This window comes from Aurantiacibacter zhengii (assembly GCF_003584125.1).
GTDB lineage: Bacteria > Pseudomonadota > Alphaproteobacteria > Sphingomonadales > Sphingomonadaceae > Alteraurantiacibacter > Alteraurantiacibacter zhengii.
Genome location: NZ_QXFL01000006.1, coordinates 94,454 through 112,113, shown reverse-complemented (window position 1 = coordinate 112,113; position 17,660 = coordinate 94,454). Strand labels below are relative to the sequence as shown.

Genomic DNA, 17,660 nt, shown 5'->3' with positions numbered 1-17,660 from the left:
GGAACCGGGCAATCGTTCTCTTCGTTCCCGGGACACGATGCATTTCCGCCTTGGTCTGTCTGTCGCAGCGCTTGCCGCGCCTCTTGCATCGTGCAGCCCTGCTCCAGTCGACGATCCTTTCGATGCAACGGGTGAACTGATCGCTCTGTCCGGGGGCGACGCTGGTCCGCAAGCTGCGTGCCACACCTGCCACGGCCTGGACGGTGGCGGCGATGGTGCCTTGGTACCGCGGATCGCAGCAATGAATCCAGGTTATCTGGTTCGTCAGCTGAATTTCTATGCCGACGGGCAGCGCAGGCATCCACAAATGAGTTGGCTCGCGGGGCGGCTCGACAGTGAGGAGCGCCTCGCAGTTTCCGACTACTACGCCGCCTTGCCGACGCCCACGGTTGAAGCGGCTGGATCGGCGGCCATCAATGGGCAGTGCAGCTTTGGCAATGCCCCAGCGATCTATCATCAAGGTCTCCCTGAACGTGATCTCGTATCCTGCGCATCATGTCACGGTGATGCGGGGGACGGTGACGGCGCCGGCAATCCTTCGCTTCTTGGCCAAAGTGCATCCTATCACGCCGAGCAGTTACGGCGCTGGCGGAGCGGTGAACGGTACGGCGATGCTCTCAATGTCATGCACGATGCCGCGGCCAAGCTTCGCGAGGAGGAAATCATCCCGCTCGCGGAGTATATTGCTTATGGTCCGGGGCAGTCTCGTCGTCGCGTATCTCCGGCAGGATGCCCCTGACGACATCGTCTCGATCCCAGAAATGGTGCTTCAGCGCAGCGCCGACATGCAGCGGTACCAACAGGGCCAAACCGATCACGCCCAGCACATGCAAACTCTCCGCCCAGTCGAGTACCTGAAATTGCCAAGCGGGCGATAAAGTGTGGAACGGCATTGGGGGTATCGAAACCAGCCCTGCGATGCGCAGCGGTTCTACTGGCTGGATGGCCGACCACATGGCCCATCCGCTTAAAGGCAATAGGGCGAAGAGTGCGTAAAAGAGCTTCTGTGTGATATGCGCGGCAGTACTCTGCCAGCCAGGTGCATCGGCATCGTTGACCGGATCGGGAATGAACAGCCGCCATCCGAAACGAAGTAGCGCCAGCAGCAGTATCGACAGTCCAAGCTCACTGTGCAGTTCATAGGTTGCGAGCTTGCTACCACCGACGGGGTAGCGCGACATCAGCCAACCGGAGCCCAGTTGGAACAGCACCAGTCCCGCCATTATCCAATGGAACCACACCCCAATCGGTGAATACTTGCGGTTCTCGGTGTAGCTCAGTGCCCAACTGCGAACGAGCCGATGCAACTTCATGCGGATGCCCTATCGCTAGCTAGCGAGCGGTAAATAATGACTAGCGCAGCCAAGAGGTAAACGAGACTCGCAGGTGCCCACATAATGATACCCGCGATTTGTTGGTCCTCGATTGGTGAGAGACCCCACGCCTGTGTGGTGAGCCAGTGGGGAGCGTAGAAAGCGCGGCCTGCAAAAGTCAGCAGAGCGCCGAGAGCGCCCATCGCTACCATGGTCGCAAGCAATGCTGTGGCTGCAGCGTGGGCAGGCGACCGCACAACTTTGGACCACCAAATGGCGGCCGTTCCTACTATGCAGAACTGCATGACCCAGAAGATTGCATCGCTGCTCATGGCCGCTTCATAAAATGGAGGGGCATGCCAGAGCCAGAATGTGAGGGCATGGACGGCGGTCCACATCACCAATGACCCGGGAGTTTCGGCACGATCGAGCCGCACCGCCACCATCACGAGGGGAGCCAAGACGGCAGCCAGAATAACATCGTGGACTATCCGTATTGTGAAAAGCGCCGATCCGAGCGCGCAGAATGGGCTGACGTAGATCAAGAAAAAACAAGCAAATGCCGCGATTGCGGGTCCTCTACGTAGCGCGCCGCGGTACATGTACATTCCGATTGCGAGTGCAATCAACGCAGCGAGCAATTCCGGCGCAAGGTTCCATCGCACCAGCCAGCCATCCGGAGATGGTCCTTCACCACAATAGGGTAGCCATTCAGGCAATTAACTTTCCTCGTTCTGTGGTTTTGCAGAAGCAAACATTGAATGCGCGTTCGGTTGCAAGAGTTCCGTTCCAATGAAAGTGGATTCTCGATGGTAGGTACCGACTTCCCTTTGCGCGTTTCCCACGACACCGTCTGAATGCACGCCTCGATTTGCAGACTCCCGGCTCCCGAATTCATACGGTGTGCTGTACCTTTGGGCCCTTGATCTGGATGAAGGAGAAGGATCGCATTCCACTACTGCCCGTTGCAAATCAATTGATGCTTCCGCAAATCCGCTCTGTGCCATCGTCGATTTAACGGTCCAATCTTCTGGTGAAAGGACACATGTTCAGCATTCTCTCGCTTGCCAAAATGCTCAGAGTTCTGCTTGGGTTTGTCGTATTGTCTTCAATTCCTGCCTCTGCGCAGTTGGTACCCCCTGCGGCACCGGAAGAACTATCAGAACGCGCGGATTCGCCCGATCCCTTTGAGCGAGAGACACCTCAGGATGCTGTGACCCGACTGCTGAACGCGCTCGGAGATCAGAATTATTCTCTTGCAGCCAACTATTTTGACTTGCCTGACGAGGGGGCACAGGATGATTCCGCCGTACGAGGGGCGGAGCTGTCTCGACAGCTGCAAGCAGCGCTTGACGCCGGAGGCAGCCTGTTACCCTTCGGTGCGCTTTCCGACGAGCCGTCAGGCCGGATTGACGATCAGCTTCCGATCGACATGGAGCGCGTAGGTACTCTCAGTGACGAGGAGGATGCCCCGATTTTGCTCTCGCAGAGCCAAGGGCCGGATGGAACTTCGATTTGGCGCGTCTCATCGGAGACGATCGAACAACTCCAGGAAATCAAAACGCGCATCGAAGACCCCACCGATTCTTCGAATGATAAAGATCTCATTTTGGCCGGCGCGCCCGTGCAGGATTGGGCCCTTCTGATAGGCATAGCCGCTGGCAGCCTAGTGGTATTCTGGCTGATCTCGAAAACGGTCCTGGCCATCATAAGAACTGTCGTTTCGGATCGTGAAAAAAGCTTGCCTTACCGCTTGGCTAGCGCAGCTCTTCCCCCAATCAGTCTGATCCTCGCCGTTGTCGCTTTTCACCTTTGGGCTGGCAGCGTTGAAGCTTCGATCGTCGCGCGGCAGTTCCTTCTTCGCTACATCGGAATCCTCGGTTGGTTGGGGCTGGTCTGGCTCGCGATCAGACTGGTGGATGCCGCAGCGCGGGTAATCACGGCCCGAATGAGACGACGCGAGCGGCGCCAGGCTATCTCGGTGATCACTTTGGTTCGGCGGAGTGCCAAGGTGCTACTTCTTGTGATCGCTGTCCTAGCTGTTCTCGACACCCTAGGATTCGATATGACGACAGGTGTTGCAGCGCTAGGTCTCGGCGGTTTGGCACTGGCATTAGGGGCGCAGAAAACTGTCGAAAATCTCGTCGGAAGCATTTCCGTCATCGCCGACAAGCCCGTGCAAGTGGGAGACTTTTGCCGGGTCGGTAGCGTAGTCGGCACCGTTGAAGACGTAGGGATGCGGTCTACGCGCGTTCGCACCCTCGATCGAACGTTGGTCACCATCCCAAATGGAGACTTCGCGTCTCGCGAGATAGAGAACTACGCCAAGCGCGACCGCTTCCTATTCAATCCGACAATCGGCCTTGAATATGGATTGTCGGCAGCAAAGCTGCGCGAAGCGGTCGGAATCATCGAAAAGGTGCTGCGCAACCATGAGCTGGTGGACGATGAGGATGCCCGCGCCCGATTTGCAGAATTCGGAGCAAGTTCGCTCGATATTGAAGTGTGGGCCTACATCACCGTCGCTGACTATGCGGAAAGTCGACTGGTCAGGCAGGAGCTTCTGCTCGAAATGCTGGATCGCCTCGAGAGCGCTGGCATGGCGATAGCATTCCCGACCCGCACGATCCATGTGGTGCAAGACGAGGAGCGAAAAACGCAAGGATAGCTCGCTAAGGTGCAATGTGGGGCGGGGGCTGCAGGCAACTCCTATGTCTTCCCTCTTCAGACAAGCAGACGAACACGATTAAGTTCGGCGAGGGGCCGCCAGCCTAACCGAGAGAAGTCTCGTCAAGGTGCCAAACGCCTTGTCCATCCCTCATCACATTACCTAACAGCCTGTCGCCTTCCCAAAGTTTCACATGTCGAAATGCCCCCTCGTCTTTGAGAAGCGAAAGGGCGGCTGCTGGATTTTCAGCTGTAAACTCCAATCGCTTGCGCTGCCCGAGGTCATCATCATCGAATTCGAGTAAGTATTGCGGCATCGTCGGCACTTTCTGGGTTGAAAAGCTTTTGCCAAACCCTTTTTGATTGTCGCGACCCAGCTGCAGGCACCTGTTTAACATCGCGAGAGTAGGATCTCAAATATGAAGAGAAATTGGCCTTCTCCGTGGATGCTCATCCGGTTGAGGGAGATATCTCTTTGTATTAAGAAGGAGCCATTGGACGGGTGAAGTCGCCCACGAGATCAACAATGATTTCAAAAGCACAAACCGAAGTCGATTTTCCGAAGGTTTCTCCTTTAGCTTTGGTTGAGCAAGCGGCTCGGCTGATGCGGGACCATCGTCTTCACGCTCTTCCAGTTGTAGAAGGGCGACAACTCAAAGGCGTCATCGCTTGTGAAGATATCGTTTACCGTGGAATCGCCGACGGTGACGACTGGTTTCTAGCCCATGTCGAAGATTACATGACAACCGATCCCGATGTCGCTTTCGTAACTGATGGTATTTCTACGATTCAGGCCGCCATGAGAGTTGGGCGGCATCAATGGCTGCCGGTAGTAAGCGCGGATGACGAATATCAAGGCGTGGTAATTTTGAGCGCTTTGGAGTTCCGTAATCATTGCTAGGAAAGTTGAGTATCCTAGCGGTGCCTCTGGCCAAAACTCTAGGTCCGCTTTGGGGGGAAGCGGAATGGCAGCTATCAGACGAATTTAAACGCAAGCAGACGGGCAGGTAGCGGCCCAATTGGGGACGATCCAGGTCAGACACCGAGCGAATTGAAGTCTCAGGACCGATGCTTTCAATCGCACACGGGCCGCGCCAGCCGGCCAGCACTTCGGGCAGGGATTAGGATCGCGATATTTGTGGCCGCGACTGCATGTCTTCCAACCGTTGTTGGTTGTCGGTCGCGCATTGCCTTCTTCGCGCTCGGCCATTCTCCTAGTTCGAATGCTCTGCGCCGAGCATGTTTTCCAACTCTTCTGCCTTCTGAGGATCGAGTCCCGCTGCCACAAGGACTTCACGTGCGAAGCTCGCCGGGGCAGGGGCAGGAGCAGTGATAATGTCCTTGTCGCGAACGGCCCTCGGCTCATCGACGTACCTTCCTGTGCCCGAATACGCTTCAACGTAGTTCTTGAGATAATCTGGCCCATTAGACGTGTGGTTGACATCATCGAGCATACTGGCACGGGCAAGAGCGATCGTTCCACCGCAGATGCCAGCGATGACGCAACCTGACTCACGCGATTGTCTCAACTTTTGGCCAATGTCCAAGCCATCGTCAGCCTCGAAAGCGGGTCCCCCGCAAACGACGACGACGCCATCGTCCGGTGCTTCGAACCTTCCAGTCTCGGCAATAGACAAACCTGCGGCGGACTTAAGAGCGCCCCCCTTGGGAGATACAAACCGGAGTTCCGCTCGGTAAAAGGCGCGGCCAGCACCGCACAGGGGTGCAATTTCCCAATCAGAATAACCTTCTGTGAGGACAACTGTAATGGGGTGCATTGATGATCCCTTCGCTTCCTACGCGTTCAACGACAATACCGGATATCAAGCCGCGAGCGGTCGGCCCGGTTCCATGCCTTCGAGGAAGAACGCAGTTCGTCTGAGTCTTTGAAGGCTACTGCGACCGAAGATGAAAGATTGCAGTGGGGTCGTGAGCCGAACGGCGGCTTTCCGCATTTTCAGACCCAAAGCGTACAGTCTGCAAGCGGTCCCATTTTCGACTTTCAAACCAAGACTGAATGGGTGGCAGCTTTCAGGAGCACGCCGTCCCAGCGTGAGTGTCTCGGATGTGGAAAGCTGGCATTCGGAACCGTCGGCTTGACGAACAAGTTTTGTCGGTATGGACGACGATCTTCAAGGCATGACTCGGGAGGAGCTTGAAAACGAAGTGCGGCGCTTACGCCAAGGAATACGCGAGCATCGGGACAGCAGCGGGCATCAGTTGTGCTGGCACCACCCCGCGCTGTGGGGACTGCTTCCAGAGCCAATGCGATCGGACATCAAAGTGCCCCAGTGGCCTCAATTCATGCGGGGTTGCGTCCGCTATCGTCAGTCACTGGATCAAGAATTGCCGAGCGCTGAGCGGATCGAAGACGAAGCTCCTTAGCCGACCTTCTGACATTGCTACAGTTCTTTGTCCGCGATAGGTCATTGGCGGCTGGACCGTATTTAGTCAGATTGCCGCGGTAGCAGCTCGTCCGCTTATGAAACGAAAAGGGCTGAGCGTGCGATATTAGGGTGGGAACCTGACCTGCTGAACTTGAATTGGAACGATCGGGGCGAAACAATTGGAGCGGCTAATGTCGAATGAGCTAGAATTCGTCCGCAACCTCTATTTTGACCTGCTCGGCAAATGGAACTCTCGCGATGCTCATGGTATGGCTTCACTTTTCTCGCCGGAAGGTGATCAAGTGGCCTTTTGATGGGAGCACTGCAAACGGACCAGACGAAATCGAAGCCCACTTACGACCGATTTTTTCAGATCATCCTACGGCTCGCTTTATCGGAAAAGTACGCGAAGTCAGGTTAGTGGGGGAAGATACGGCACTGCTCCGTGCAGTGGCTGGCATTGTGCCGCCAGACGAAAACCACATTAAATCCGACCGGAACGCAATTCAGACATTGGTTGCATCCAAGACCGATCGAAGCCGATGGATGGTGGAGATGTTTCATAACACGCCTGCTGCATTTCACGGTCGGCCTGAAGAATCGAAACGTCTTACCGAGGAATTCGAACGCGAACTTTCCAACGTTGGCGACTGAGTTCCGATTGCCCGCCATGGGGTCTTTTCCAGCACGTCGGCTTCCGGCGCACCGTTCCCAAAAACGGACAAGCCGCTTCGGGCCCCAAACCCAGTCGTTAGCTCGATCCGCTTTGGATCCCGAAAGCGGTCGTAGCTGCTGGGCCGCTATAGTGACCGCTTTCGAGGGTCTGCTTGCGGCCTACAGATGTTGGAGACTAGGGCGGAAGCCAGATCTCTGCTACTTGAGATTTTCGGCCGTGGTTGTCATCTGCTTGGCGCGGAACGAATATTCAACCGATTGGTTGAAGGTCGCATGCATAGCGATACTCTCAGTCAGACGTTTGCCGCGCTGGCAGACCCGACGCGCCGGGCGATACTCGCGAAACTGCGCGAAGGGGAGGCGGCCGTAGGCGATCTCGCGGCGCCATTCGATCAGACCCTTGCCGCCGTTTCCAAGCATCTGCTCGTTCTCGAGCGCGCCGGACTCGTTGAGCGACGACGTGAGGGAGCGCGTCGCCCCCGCCGCCTCGTTGTGGCGCCGCTGGCCGAAGCGGAAGCCTGGATCGCGCGTAATCGCAAGTTCTGGGCCGAGAGTCTGGACCGTCTCGATACGCATCTTCGCAGCAAGGGCAAAGACAACGATGGACAAGGATAAGCAGACGCCTCTCAAACTCGAGCATCGGCTCGACGCCCCGCCGCAGGAGGTTTTCGAGGCCTGGATCAACCCGGCGGAAATGGTGCGCTGGTGGGGTCCCAAGGAGTTCAAGACTACCTCGTTCAATGCTGATGTCCGCGAGGGCGGCGAATGGCGCGCGGTCATGGTGGGCGAGGACGGGAAGGAACTGCCGCACGGTGGCCGGTATCTGACCATCGAGCCTCCGCGCCTTCTCGTGTTCACATTCCGCTGGGAAGAACCCGATGCGACCGACACGGAGATGCGGGTCAGTTTCGAACCGGACGGAAGCGGCACGAAGCTGACGCTCACGCAAGCTCCGTTCGCGGATGCCGAGGAACGCGACAGCCATGCCGAGGGCTGGCGCGAACTGCTCGCCAAGCTCGACCACTTCCTCGCGGACAACGCGTCGTGATCACGATCACCGCGTTCAAATGGGTCGTGCCGTTCGCCCAGGGTCAGGTGCGCGATCACCGGCTGCGCTGGGCGCTGAAGGAAGTCGGATGGGAGTACGAGGTCGAGCTGATCGATCCCGCGGTCCAGAAGAGCGACGCATATAGAGCGGAGCAGCCGTTCGGGCAGGTGCCGGTCCTTCGCGAAGACGGACGGCCGACGCTGTTCGAGACCGGCGCAATCCTGCTCGACATCGCCGAACGGTCGGGCAAGCTTCTGCCCACCGATGAATCCGACCGCGCGCTCGCCAGATGCTGGCTCTTCGCCGCGCTCAACTCGGTCGAGATATATCTGGCCGAGATCGCCGCCGCCGACTTCTTCATCGAGGATGAGGCGGTGGCGAAGGGCTACCGCGCTTTTGCGCTCGAGCCCGCTCGCGAGCAGCTTGCGAAGCTGTCCGACGCGCTCGGCGCCAGACAATGGTTGGTCGGCGACGATTTCACGATCGCGGACCTCACGATGGCCTCGGTCATGAAGATCGTCGGGCACACCGATTTGGTCGAGGCGCACGACAATCTCGCCGCCTGGCGGGATCGCTGCTTCGAACGCCCCGCCTACCGGGCCGCGATCGCCGAGCAATGCGCCGATTTCGAGCGACATGGCCCCGAAGACATGGGTTGGGATGCATCGCTCGCCGGAAGCGACTGAACCGTCGCATATCGGGAGACCGCAAGAGGAGAAGGAAATGCAAGTCGATCATGTCTTCCTGAGTTTGAACGCGAAGGACTTCGCCGCGCAGTCGGAATGGTGGAGCGATCTGCTAGGCCGCCAGTGGGATCGTGAACCGATGCCGAGTTGCCATGAATGGGACCTGCGCGAAGGAGTCCTGTTTCAGGTGCTCGACAATGTGAAAGGCGAGCCAGTCACCGTCACGCTACATGTCGCCGATGTCGACGCGGAGATCGCCCGGCTGCGGAAGGCGGGTATCGATGTTCCGGACCCGGTGAGAGTCGAAGGGTTCGACACTCTTCGCTTCGCGGAGTTCGCCGACCCAGAAGGCAATACGGTGGGACTGCTCGATGGGCAATGATGCGCCCCACTTGATTGGTTTTCGATGGCGTGAGCGCGACGCGAGATTCCGTAGAGACGGGGTGGGTTCTTGCTTGGTAACTCTCGAGCAAGCAAACCACTCCAACAACCGCTGAATGAAGGGTGCTCAATGATGACGAACGCCAATGCTTCGATCACGATTACAGCGTTCGCGAACTCGCCAGATAAGGGCGAAGGTCACGCGCGCGACATGCGGGTGCGCTGGGCGCTGGAGGAGGTCGGAGAGAGCTATTCCGTGCGTTTGCTCTCATTTGACGAACTCAAAACGTCTTCCTATCTCGTAATACACCCTTTCGGCAAAATTCCAGCGTTCGAACAGGACGACCTCGTCTTGTTCGAATCCGGAGCTATCGTTCAACATATTGCCTGCAAGTATCGCGGTCTCTTGCCACCTGACGCGAACGCAAGGGAACGTGCGATCATGTGGCTGTTTGCCGCGCTGAACACCGTGGAGCCTCCGATTGTTGAGCGGGAAGCCTTCATGTTACTGGAACGTGATAAGCCGTGGTTCGGCGAGCGCTTGAACATTTTGGATGACAACGTACGAATGCGATTGCAGGAACTTTCCGACTGGCTTGGCGATGCGGAATGGCTGGAAGACAGCTTCACCGTTGGCGACCTGATGATGGTCATGGTCGTTCGAAGGCTTGAGGATGCCGGCCAATATTTGTTCGATGAGTTCCCGACCATAGCCGCATACGTTGCCCGCGGCGAAGCCCGCCCGGCATATCAACGAGCATTCGCTGATCAGCGCGCTGTTTTCCTAGACAGTGAAAGCGTCTCAGCCGGCTCCGAATAAGCTTATTTTCGCGGACCCCGCCTGCATTCGATCCACATGAAATTTTGCGTTACGATCTTTAATTGAATTCTAGTGACCATCCCGACCCTATCAAACGGCTGATATTACGGTCGTTGCGGAAGGTCTGCTATTGCGATCCCAAACCCAAAAAGCGGACTGACCGCTGACGTTTAGAGTTTCGGACGCCGTGAGGCGTCGGAAAGTCGACGGTGCCCGAACCCGCGGGCCGCACGCGATGAGCTATGGGGATTTCGATTTCGGGTTTGTCCGGGCGTCTGCTGACGGTGCCGATAAGCGGACGTGCCTGAGAGCAGCCTGTCCGATTTTGCGGTGACACAGCAGCCGTGGGAAGCGCGTCCGTCCGATTTTGGCGATGGGACGACCGCTCTTGGACGGACGATATGCAGACGTCCTTGTCGCCGGAAGCGTGGCTGCGGCGGGGCGCGAGGGTGTCGGGCCGTGCCGGATCACGGCGTGGGCATCCCGGATGGGACGATCGGGTATGGCGGACCGCGCGGCAGGTGGCAGCGCTGGAACGTCTCGATGACGACCATGCGCCCGCCGCAGCAAGGGCATGCCGGACGCGGATCGGGCGGTTCGATGGAGGGCTCGTCCGTCGCCGGCGGTGCGATCGCTAGCAGCTGACGGGCGCGTTCGAGATGGGCTTTGCGGGTGCTGGCGGCGAGCAGGCCGTAGTGGCGGATGCGGTGGAACCCGCGCGGCAGGCAGTGCAGCAGGAAGCGGCGGATGAACTCGTCGGCGCTGTCCGAGATCTGGCGCAGCGCTCCCATGATGCGCGAGCGGTCTTCTGAAGCGATCCCGATATCGCTATCGGTCCAGCTCTGGTTGCGTCCTCCCTTAACACCTATGCTCGCCGAGCCAGCGCCTTTTTCTCCCTTCAGTCCTAGAGCGCCATCCCCGTTCAAGAACCAGGATACGGTGATGTCATCGGCCGCGCGGCGCGAAAGCCCGAATTGCTGCTGGAGTGTCTTCGAGGCGTTGTCGACTTCGCTGAAGGCGCTGCCGATGCTGTCGCTCGTTGACGTGCCACTGACGCTCTCGTTCGAGCGCGAGCGGGTGTAGGCATCGCGCAACTCGCTGAAGCGGGTGACAGCCGAACTCGTTGATTGCTGGGCAAGGTTCGAGAATGTCTCGCTCTGGCCGCGGCTCTGGCTAGCCATGGTCGCAAGCCGGCTCGAGAAGTCCTGCCCGAGTGTCGGGGTAAACGGATAGCTCGAGGTCGGCACGGTGGCGAATTCGGCTTGAGCGAAGCCGGTGGTCTGGGTGCCGTTTTCGCCCGTGGCTCGCGTCTGCGCGGCGCCGTAGCCAATGTTGGGCGCGAGGCTGGCTTGCGCAAACTGGCGCGAAAACACGTTCGAGTTCTCAAGGCTGGAATTGCCGAGCGAAACATTGCCGGTGCTCGCTTCGCGCGCCGCCTCTTCTGCCGCGTTCTGGCTCGGATTGAGGTAGCTCGTTGCCTGGCCCGATATTGCGAGCGCGCCCCTGGCGACGCCGCCTGCAAGGAACGGTATCGATGCAACGAGATAACCGGCCAGGATCCCGATATCGTTGTTGACGTCGGTCATGCCGGAGAAGGTCGCGAGGCTGAGACCGGTTGCGCCGCCCGCTGCCGCCACATCGCTCGCGCCCTTGAGCATCAGGATCATGTGCAGGATGACGAACAGCGGCCCCCAGGCTGCCAGATAGAAGAAGCCCGTGACGTATCCTCTGAGTGCGATCGGTCCGGTCTTGGGCATCAGGAACAGCGGGAAGAGCACCGGAAAGAGCGCGTAGAATACGACCGTCAGGACGACATTGAGGATCGGGACCCACTTCATCGCGTTATGCGCGATCGAGGAATAGGTCCGTTCGGTCTGGATATCGGCGCGGGTCTGCGCGAACACATCGACGCTCGATGCGCCGCTTGCTCCGGCGAAGCCATGCATCGCCTGGTTCATGGCGTTGATGGTCAGAACCTGGCGGAAGATGCTGCTTGCATCCTTCGAGACTCCTGTGAGGTACTGATAGGCAATCGGCAGGTCGGCAATGAGCTTGGCCGTCGCGAGCGCTTCGGTCTCCCGGGGGTAGAGCTGGCGCCCGGCGACCTGCGTCATCTCATCGATAAGCCCGGCCCATTGGCTGGAGAGCGCAGTGTATGCTTCGCGGCAGGTGATGATCGTGGCCGTGACGCTATCATCCGCCTGCCGGGTTACGAAGCGCTGTGCACGCGCGGCACTGCCGGGCGCAATCGTCGCCCAGATATCGTTGCTCTCTGACAGCTCTTTCATCGAGTAGCGGCCTAGGAGCAGGTCGTAAAACACGCATTGCCGGATATGCTCATCGAAATTGGCGGCAAATTCCGGATCGGCAATGCGCAGCGAGCGTGTCGCCTCAAGCAGACGAGCGCCATAAATCATGCCGTTCTTCGAATAGTTGAGATCGTCGGGAAGGCCGAAGACGAGCTCTGCGGAACGGGTTAGATAGTCGCCCGCCTGGCTGGTAAAGCTTGCCATGAGCGCTAGGCCCAGCGGGACATTGGCGACCGTGGCCGGTGCAAGGCTCGGATTGACGCGGTCGGTGACCTGCACATCCATGCGCGGCACCATCAGGCACATGTAGATGAGCGTCGCGCCGAGGAACCAGTTGAGCCAGGCGCGCCAGTCCTGGTTGAACGCGACGACAATGACCGCAAGCGCCATCCCCATGACCAATGCCACCTGGATCAGGCTCTTGTAGCCACCGGCCCCGGTCCACGCGGCGACGGCGTTCAAGACATTGACGATGTATTCGCCGCCGCCGGTGGTGAAGATCTCGACCATGGTGCCCGCCTCAGGGGACGATCGAGCGCGACTGGAGTCCGCGCGACCAGTCGAGCGCGGCGGACATCGAAGGCGACATCGAGGCGGCAAGCGCGTTCTCGATCATCGCGGTCTTCTCGATGATCTGCATGATCGCGGAGACCTTGGCCTGTCCGGTTGCCTGCCGCTGGACGAGGCCAGAGCGCACCTCGGCGACCTGGCCACGCCAGATTGCGAGCTTGGCTTCGTCGGCGGCGATGAAGCTTGCCATCGAGCGACCGGCTTCCGAGACGATCCGGTCGAGGATGGCATAGAGCAGGTCGATGCTAGCGATCTCAGCGAGCGTGTCACGGTCGTCGGTCGGCATTCCGCGCCCATAGGCGGCCTGGACGGTAAGGATCTTGTAGAGCGGCACCGAGGCAACCTGCAGCAGTTCCTTTTCGGCATTGCCGATCGCGGTGTCGGTGCGGATTGCATCAACCATATTGCCGATAAGCAGCGCCACACGTGGGCGTATGGCCTTCGCATTCGATAGGCTCATCTGCTCGAAGGTGGGATTGAGGCAAAGATCGGTCTCGTCGCAGCGAAAAACGCGCACGGTCTGGCCCTGCGTCCCGTCTAGGAGCGCGCTTACGAGCGTCGAGGACGCGTCGCCCGAGAACGGCACGAACTTGCCTGCCTCGTCATCCTTGCCCTCCCGCTGCCGAGGATCTGCCCGCGACACACGTACCCGATTGCGCCGTAGCGGCTGTCGAGCCCGCGCGGATGGTCGGTTCCGGTGTAGTAGCAACCTTCCGGTATTGCGCCTTCGGGACCGCGCGTAAGCGGCACGCCAAGGCGGGTGACCTCGAGCAGGCTCGCGACCTGCTTCCCGTTGATGAAGACCGCATCGCCCTCGTGGCGCACGACATCGCCCGGCATGCCAAGCACGCGCTTGCCGAACATCTGCGGTCCTTTTCCGAAATGCCTTTCGAGCAGCTCGCTTTGCGGCGGCTCGAAGAAGATCAGGCTGCCGCGTTCGATCGGCGCGTGCTTGTCGAGCCAGAACGCCCAGTTGGGCAGGCTCGGGCTCGCATTGATGAGGAACGCGTGGTCCTTGCTGAAGGCATCGAGCGGCGCCCAGGCGAGCGGCAGCAGGACGAGGCCCGAGAGCAGCAGCGAACGGCGGATCGTGCGGGTCAGGCTCATGGCTGCTTCTCCCCGGCGAGCTTGTCCGCAATGCGCTGCTCGAGTTCGGAGGTTGCGTCGTCGGCAGCGCCCGCGAGCACGGCCTCGGCAACCAGCACCACGCGGCCGTCATGGCCCATGTCGGCAACGGCGCTTTCGGCGGCCTTGAGATAGGCGAGGCTTGCCGCCTGGACGACCGCCGGATCGGCATCGGCGCGCGCGGCCTCCTCGACGAAGGTGCCGATGGTCTCGGCAAGCCGGACCGTGACGATCCGCTGCTTGGGGGCGCTGGTGACCTGCTGGGTAAGCCACGCGCCCCACAAGAGCGCAGCAACGAGCAAGGCTACGGCAAGCAGTTTCGGGCCAAGCAGGCGCAGCGGGAGGTTGAGTTTATCCATGGCGAGAAGATCCTTCGGAGAGGCGGCGGTCGAGGCGGCGCAGGAAGGCCGGCAGGCGCAGCAGGGCGAGACCGCCGGCTGCGATGAGAAACGCGATCTGGAGGTCCTGGGCAAAGAAGCGGCGCGCGATCGGATCGGCGGTGCGGTAGTGATCGGCGAGGTTGCCGAGCCGCTTACAGTAGCCGCACTGGAAATCCGAGAAGACAACCAGCTTCGGCCCCTTGGGATTGCCCCACAGGATCGCGCCTTCCTTGGGAAGGGCTTTGAGATCGACATGCGTCGCGACCTGCCTGTCGCGGGTTTCGGCAACGTCATGGCGCCCTCCAGTGTCCTCGCCGGCGTGGCGGGCTGCGCCGGCGGCGAGCAGGTCGGGGTTGAGTTCGAGCAGGCGCGCGGCAGTCACGTCGCGCCGCTCCTCCATGTCGTAGAGCCGCCCGACGAAGAGGTAGCGTGCCGCTTCGTCGATGTAGAACAGCGTCTCTCCCGAGACGACCTCGCACCATGGCGCGAATGTCGTGCAATCGAGCGCGTCGATCGGCGTTCTGGGCAGACGAAGCTTGAGCGCTTCAACCACATCTCGCGTGATCGCGGCCTGCGCGGGCATGGCGGTTACGATCGCGACGCCGCTTGTAAGGAGGGCTGCTGCGCTGGCGGCGGCGAGCGATATGTGCGCGGCGCGCGCCTTGAGGCCGGGCCGCTGGTTCGAGTAGTTCATTGGGGTGTGCTCCTGACATGGACGCCGTCGAGAAAGACGATCTCGACTGCGATGCCGGTCGGCATCTCGACGACGGGTTGGTACTGTTCTGCGCGTTCGATGAGGTATTTGCTGACGGTGTCGGCGGCTTCGCCCGCGCCCTGGCCCAGGCCGCCTGCGAGGATGTCGGTCGGCGAGAGCGCGTCGCGCTTGCCGTCGCTGCCGACAGGCTGCGCAAAGATGCCGTTGGCATTGGCCGAGAAGCCGCGGCCGAAGCCGCCGACGATTCCGGCGAGCAGCGCCTGGCTGACGAGGCTGCCTTCGCGGCTGACGACATTGCCGCGCACGCCCGACTTGCCGGCGAAGGCGATGAATCCCTTCACTTCGCTCACCGCGAAGCGTCCGCCGGGCTGCGCACAGGTCATGCGCACGAGCTTGACGTAAACCTTCTCGGCCGAGAGATCGCCTCGCGCCGCGCCGTTGACGAGGCAGCCGGTGAGATCGGTGGTGAGGAGCTTGTTGCCCTGCAGCACCGAGCGCGCCGGACCGGTGATCCGCAGCACCACGGGCAGCGGATCGCTCTGGCTGGTGACCCCGGTCGAGGCGTCGACCCCGACGATTACGGTGGCAGGTGCATAGCTGTTGGGCGGCAGGTAATCGCGGCTTGCCTCGAGCAGCAGCGCCGGCGCGCTTTCGGTTGCCTTGGCCTTGGCGGTGCCCGGCTTGTCGTTTGAGAAGCTCAGCAGGCTTGCCTTGGGTTCGCTGGGTGGCTCGAGCGGTCCGGGAGCGAAGCCCGGAGCCCGCGGATCGACTGCGGCCACCGGCGCAACTGGGGGATTGGTGCGGACGGTTTCGAGTTCCGAGCGCAAGGCAGCGTTCTCCGCCGAGATCGCATCGATCGCAGCTTGCCCGTCGCTCAGCATCCGCGCGTTCTCGCCCCGCAGCGTTTCGAGCTCCTGCTCGATCGAAGCCCTGGGAAGCTGGGTCTCCTGCAGGTCCTTGATCGCCTTGCCCTGCGCATCGAGGCGGTTGCCGTAAGTGGCGACGAATTCGCGCTGCGAGAGATTGCGATTGACCAGCGCGCCGGTCTCGATCGTGGTTGCGCCCGCGCCGTCGGCGCTCGCTTCATCCTCGCCGCCGAAGATGAACATCGAACCGGCGATGAGCGCCACGCCGCCGATCCCGGCAAGCAACAGCTTCTGGCGCTGCGCGACCGTGCGGTTGAGATCGCGCCGGGCTTCGCCGCGCGTCTCGTCCTTTGGCGCTGCCGCGGGCGTATAGCTTGTGTCGGTATCGGCCATTATTTGAGCCCTCCCTTGGTAAAGACAAGGAAGGCTTGCGTGCTCTCGCCGGGCTCGAGGGAGTTGCGGCCATAGGCAAAGGCCAGCGCCCCGGCGGGCGCCTCGCGCTCACCGGCAAGGTCGACGAGTGCCGGGCCAAGATTACGGAGAGTAAAGGCTTGGCCGATCAGTTCGGCGCCTTCGTATTCCGCGACCTGCTGCACTTCGAGGCTGTCGGTGTGGCGTGGTCGCGAAAGTTCGGCACGGGCGCGGAAGCCCGGCAGGACCCCATCGCTGGCCATCGCTTCGATCAGCCGGATCGCGGCCTCGTCGCGCGTCACTGCTGCGCCTTCCCATTCACTCGCCTGGGATTTGGCGAGCGCGGGATTGGTGACGAAGAGCTGGCTCGCTTCCTCGCCTTCGACGCGGCAGGTGAACTTGTAGACATAGCCCGCGCTGCTCGTCGCGAAGAAGCTGACCTTGGCGCTCGCATATTGCAGCGGCACCGAGACATAGATGTCGCCGCGCACCGGCTCGTGGGTCACCTCGAAATCGTTGTAGGGAAAACCGCTCGCCATCTTCGAGACATTGGCGAAACCGTCCTCGATGAGGGCGATACGGGTCAGCGCGCCGCGCGCGAGCACGCAGTCGATCGCGGCGCCATCAGCGGCCTCGACGAACTGGTCGGCATGTGCCGGTGAAGCGTAGGCGGCCGTGGCGATTGCCAGCGCAACGCTGGTCAGCGCGGCGGGGAAGGGGCGGGATAGGAGTGTCATGGGTTCTCCTCCTCGTTTTCGGTTGGGAGCTGGCGGAAGCCGGTGAGGCCGAGACTGAGGCCGCGGCGGTTCCAGCTGAATTCGAAGCTGCGCTCTTGGCTTGCGATCACCTGCGCACCGACGAAGGTCTTGAGCGTGCCGGTGACGACAGCGGTGAGCGCCTGCGCGTCGACCTCCATCCGCGAGATGACGAAGGCCTGGCTGATGTCCGAACCGCGCTGCTCGTCGACGATCTTGACGAGCTCGGCCTTGAGGCTCCCGTGCGCTGACGGATCTGCCACCTTGAGGACCTGTTCCATCCAGTAGTCGAGGCTCTCGGGTGCGCGATTGAGCAGCATGAGCGCGGTGTCGCGGGTTACGAGTTCGAGGTAGTGCGCATCGGTACCGCCGCTCCCGAGCGTCAGGCGCTCGGTCGTGACAGGCACCAAAATGACGCTTTCCTCGCGCGTCGCCGCCGCGCCGACCGCCAGCAGGCTGGTAAGGCCCAGCACGGCTGACAGCGCGGCGAAGCGGTTGCGCTGTTTGAGGTGACGCTGCGCTTCCTCATAGGCGAATTCGTGTTTCACTTGG

The 17,660-nt window shown here is 60.6% G+C and carries 19 protein-coding genes and 3 pseudogenes; 9 read left to right on the top strand and 13 right to left on the bottom strand.

Annotated features, from left to right (window positions below; genetic code table 11):
* Positions 1-241 precede the first annotated feature (241 nt).
* Positions 242-739 carry a c-type cytochrome gene (locus tag D2V07_RS13605; RefSeq protein ID WP_158586841.1) on the top strand — a complete coding sequence of 166 codons (498 nt, stop codon included), beginning with the start codon at positions 242-244 and terminating at the stop codon, positions 737-739.
* On the opposite strand, the gene D2V07_RS13600 is transcribed toward D2V07_RS13605, so the two are convergent.
* Together D2V07_RS13600 and D2V07_RS13595 are read right to left on the bottom strand one after the other, a co-directional pair.
* Entirely contained in the window at positions 663-1,313 is a 651-nt protein-coding gene (locus D2V07_RS13600; protein WP_119587504.1) for a cytochrome b, read from the bottom strand. The genes D2V07_RS13605 and D2V07_RS13600 overlap by 77 nt on opposite strands.
* The gene (locus D2V07_RS13595; RefSeq protein ID WP_199698796.1) at positions 1,310-2,032 is read right to left on the bottom strand and encodes a cytochrome c oxidase assembly protein; all 723 of its coding nucleotides are present in this window, start codon (positions 2,030-2,032) and stop codon (positions 1,310-1,312) included. The genes D2V07_RS13600 and D2V07_RS13595 overlap by 4 nt, the downstream gene beginning before the upstream one ends.
* A 326-nt stretch (positions 2,033-2,358) precedes the next feature.
* Between D2V07_RS13595 and D2V07_RS13590 the strand changes: the two genes are divergently transcribed.
* Entirely contained in the window at positions 2,359-3,981 is a 1,623-nt protein-coding gene (locus D2V07_RS13590) for a mechanosensitive ion channel family protein (RefSeq protein WP_119587502.1), read from the top strand.
* 103 nt (positions 3,982-4,084) lie between these two features.
* Here the strand turns inward: D2V07_RS13590 and D2V07_RS13585 are convergent, their stop codons facing one another.
* Positions 4,085-4,378: a hypothetical protein gene (locus D2V07_RS13585; RefSeq protein ID WP_119587501.1), complete on the bottom strand. Its 294-nt coding sequence runs from the start codon at positions 4,376-4,378 to the stop codon at positions 4,085-4,087.
* Between the two features lie 128 nt (positions 4,379-4,506).
* Between D2V07_RS13585 and D2V07_RS13580 the strand changes: the two genes are divergently transcribed.
* Positions 4,507-4,881 (top strand): CBS domain-containing protein, encoded by a 375-nt coding sequence (locus tag D2V07_RS13580; RefSeq protein WP_119587500.1) that lies wholly within the window; start codon positions 4,507-4,509, stop codon positions 4,879-4,881.
* Between the two features lie 313 nt (positions 4,882-5,194).
* On the opposite strand, the gene D2V07_RS13575 is transcribed toward D2V07_RS13580, so the two are convergent.
* The gene (locus D2V07_RS13575) at positions 5,195-5,758 is read right to left on the bottom strand and encodes a DJ-1/PfpI family protein (RefSeq protein WP_119587499.1); all 564 of its coding nucleotides are present in this window, start codon (positions 5,756-5,758) and stop codon (positions 5,195-5,197) included.
* Positions 5,759-6,661: 903 nt separating this feature from the next.
* Here D2V07_RS13575 and D2V07_RS13565 point away from each other — a divergent pair.
* From D2V07_RS13565 to D2V07_RS13540, 6 genes are all read left to right on the top strand, one after another.
* Entirely contained in the window at positions 6,662-7,021 is a 360-nt protein-coding gene (locus D2V07_RS13565) for an SgcJ/EcaC family oxidoreductase (RefSeq protein ID WP_199698795.1), read from the top strand.
* A 186-nt stretch (positions 7,022-7,207) separates the two neighbouring features.
* Positions 7,208-7,657, top strand: coding sequence for an ArsR/SmtB family transcription factor (locus D2V07_RS13560; RefSeq protein ID WP_325049022.1), 450 nt, complete (start codon positions 7,208-7,210; stop codon positions 7,655-7,657).
* Entirely contained in the window at positions 7,644-8,090 is a 447-nt protein-coding gene (locus D2V07_RS13555; protein ID WP_119587496.1) for an SRPBCC family protein, read from the top strand. The genes D2V07_RS13560 and D2V07_RS13555 overlap by 14 nt, the downstream gene beginning before the upstream one ends.
* A complete protein-coding gene (locus D2V07_RS13550; protein WP_119587495.1) occupies positions 8,087-8,776 on the top strand; it encodes a glutathione S-transferase family protein in 690 nt (229 codons plus the stop codon). The genes D2V07_RS13555 and D2V07_RS13550 overlap by 4 nt, the downstream gene beginning before the upstream one ends.
* Positions 8,777-8,813: 37 nt before the next feature.
* Positions 8,814-9,158, top strand: coding sequence for a VOC family protein (locus D2V07_RS13545; RefSeq protein ID WP_147366981.1), 345 nt, complete (start codon positions 8,814-8,816; stop codon positions 9,156-9,158).
* Positions 9,159-9,287: 129 nt separating this feature from the next.
* A complete protein-coding gene (locus D2V07_RS13540) occupies positions 9,288-9,977 on the top strand; it encodes a glutathione S-transferase family protein (protein ID WP_233548410.1) in 690 nt (229 codons plus the stop codon).
* A 467-nt stretch (positions 9,978-10,444) separates the two neighbouring features.
* Here the strand turns inward: D2V07_RS13540 and D2V07_RS19220 are convergent.
* From D2V07_RS19220 to D2V07_RS13500, 9 genes and pseudogenes are all read right to left on the bottom strand, one after another.
* A pseudogene (locus D2V07_RS19220) lies at positions 10,445-10,765 on the bottom strand (transposase); the annotation flags it as partial.
* Positions 10,739-12,796 (bottom strand): annotated as a pseudogene (locus D2V07_RS19075) (conjugal transfer protein TraG N-terminal domain-containing protein); the annotation flags it as partial. The pseudogenes D2V07_RS19075 and D2V07_RS19220, both read right to left, overlap by 27 nt.
* Positions 12,797-12,806: 10 nt before the next feature.
* A pseudogene (locus D2V07_RS13530) lies at positions 12,807-13,466 on the bottom strand (conjugal transfer protein TraH); the annotation flags it as partial.
* A complete protein-coding gene (locus tag D2V07_RS13525) occupies positions 13,406-13,963 on the bottom strand; it encodes a S26 family signal peptidase (RefSeq protein WP_119587598.1) in 558 nt (185 codons plus the stop codon). The gene D2V07_RS13525 and the pseudogene D2V07_RS13530, both read right to left, overlap by 61 nt.
* A complete protein-coding gene (locus D2V07_RS13520) occupies positions 13,960-14,340 on the bottom strand; it encodes a TrbI F-type domain-containing protein (protein ID WP_066769759.1) in 381 nt (126 codons plus the stop codon). The genes D2V07_RS13525 and D2V07_RS13520 overlap by 4 nt, the downstream gene beginning before the upstream one ends.
* Positions 14,333-15,055, bottom strand: a complete 723-nt coding sequence (locus D2V07_RS13515) for a disulfide isomerase DsbC N-terminal domain-containing protein (RefSeq protein ID WP_119587493.1) — start codon at positions 15,053-15,055, stop codon at positions 14,333-14,335. Before D2V07_RS13515 ends, D2V07_RS13520 begins: the two co-directional genes overlap by 8 nt.
* Positions 15,052-16,335 (bottom strand): TraB/VirB10 family protein, encoded by a 1,284-nt coding sequence (locus D2V07_RS13510; protein ID WP_010412616.1) that lies wholly within the window; start codon positions 16,333-16,335, stop codon positions 15,052-15,054. The genes D2V07_RS13515 and D2V07_RS13510 overlap by 4 nt, the downstream gene beginning before the upstream one ends.
* Entirely contained in the window at positions 16,335-17,090 is a 756-nt protein-coding gene (locus D2V07_RS13505) for a type-F conjugative transfer system secretin TraK (RefSeq protein WP_010412619.1), read from the bottom strand. Before D2V07_RS13505 ends, D2V07_RS13510 begins: the two co-directional genes overlap by 1 nt.
* Entirely contained in the window at positions 17,087-17,656 is a 570-nt protein-coding gene (locus D2V07_RS13500) for a type IV conjugative transfer system protein TraE (protein WP_010412621.1), read from the bottom strand. The genes D2V07_RS13505 and D2V07_RS13500 overlap by 4 nt, the downstream gene beginning before the upstream one ends.
* Between the last annotated feature and the right edge of the window lie 4 nt (positions 17,657-17,660).

Coding starts and splice junctions, on each gene's coding strand:
- D2V07_RS13605 (WP_158586841.1), top strand. CDS start 242: ATGAATCCAGGTTATCTGGTTCGTCAGCTGAATTTCTATGCCGACGGG.
- D2V07_RS13600 (WP_119587504.1), bottom strand. CDS start 1,313: ATGAAGTTGCATCGGCTCGTTCGCAGTTGGGCACTGAGCTACACCGAG.
- D2V07_RS13590 (WP_119587502.1), top strand. CDS start 2,359: ATGTTCAGCATTCTCTCGCTTGCCAAAATGCTCAGAGTTCTGCTTGGG.
- D2V07_RS13585 (WP_119587501.1), bottom strand. CDS start 4,378: ATGTTAAACAGGTGCCTGCAGCTGGGTCGCGACAATCAAAAAGGGTTT.
- D2V07_RS13580 (WP_119587500.1), top strand. CDS start 4,507: ATGATTTCAAAAGCACAAACCGAAGTCGATTTTCCGAAGGTTTCTCCT.
- D2V07_RS13575 (WP_119587499.1), bottom strand. CDS start 5,758: ATGCACCCCATTACAGTTGTCCTCACAGAAGGTTATTCTGATTGGGAA.
- D2V07_RS13560 (WP_325049022.1), top strand. CDS start 7,208: ATGTTGGAGACTAGGGCGGAAGCCAGATCTCTGCTACTTGAGATTTTC.
- D2V07_RS13555 (WP_119587496.1), top strand. CDS start 7,644: ATGGACAAGGATAAGCAGACGCCTCTCAAACTCGAGCATCGGCTCGAC.
- D2V07_RS13545 (WP_147366981.1), top strand. CDS start 8,814: ATGCAAGTCGATCATGTCTTCCTGAGTTTGAACGCGAAGGACTTCGCC.
- D2V07_RS13540 (WP_233548410.1), top strand. CDS start 9,288: ATGATGACGAACGCCAATGCTTCGATCACGATTACAGCGTTCGCGAAC.
- D2V07_RS13525 (WP_119587598.1), bottom strand. CDS start 13,963: ATGAGCCTGACCCGCACGATCCGCCGTTCGCTGCTGCTCTCGGGCCTC.
- D2V07_RS13520 (WP_066769759.1), bottom strand. CDS start 14,340: ATGGATAAACTCAACCTCCCGCTGCGCCTGCTTGGCCCGAAACTGCTT.
- D2V07_RS13515 (WP_119587493.1), bottom strand. CDS start 15,055: ATGAACTACTCGAACCAGCGGCCCGGCCTCAAGGCGCGCGCCGCGCAC.
- D2V07_RS13510 (WP_010412616.1), bottom strand. CDS start 16,335: ATGGCCGATACCGACACAAGCTATACGCCCGCGGCAGCGCCAAAGGAC.
- D2V07_RS13505 (WP_010412619.1), bottom strand. CDS start 17,090: ATGACACTCCTATCCCGCCCCTTCCCCGCCGCGCTGACCAGCGTTGCG.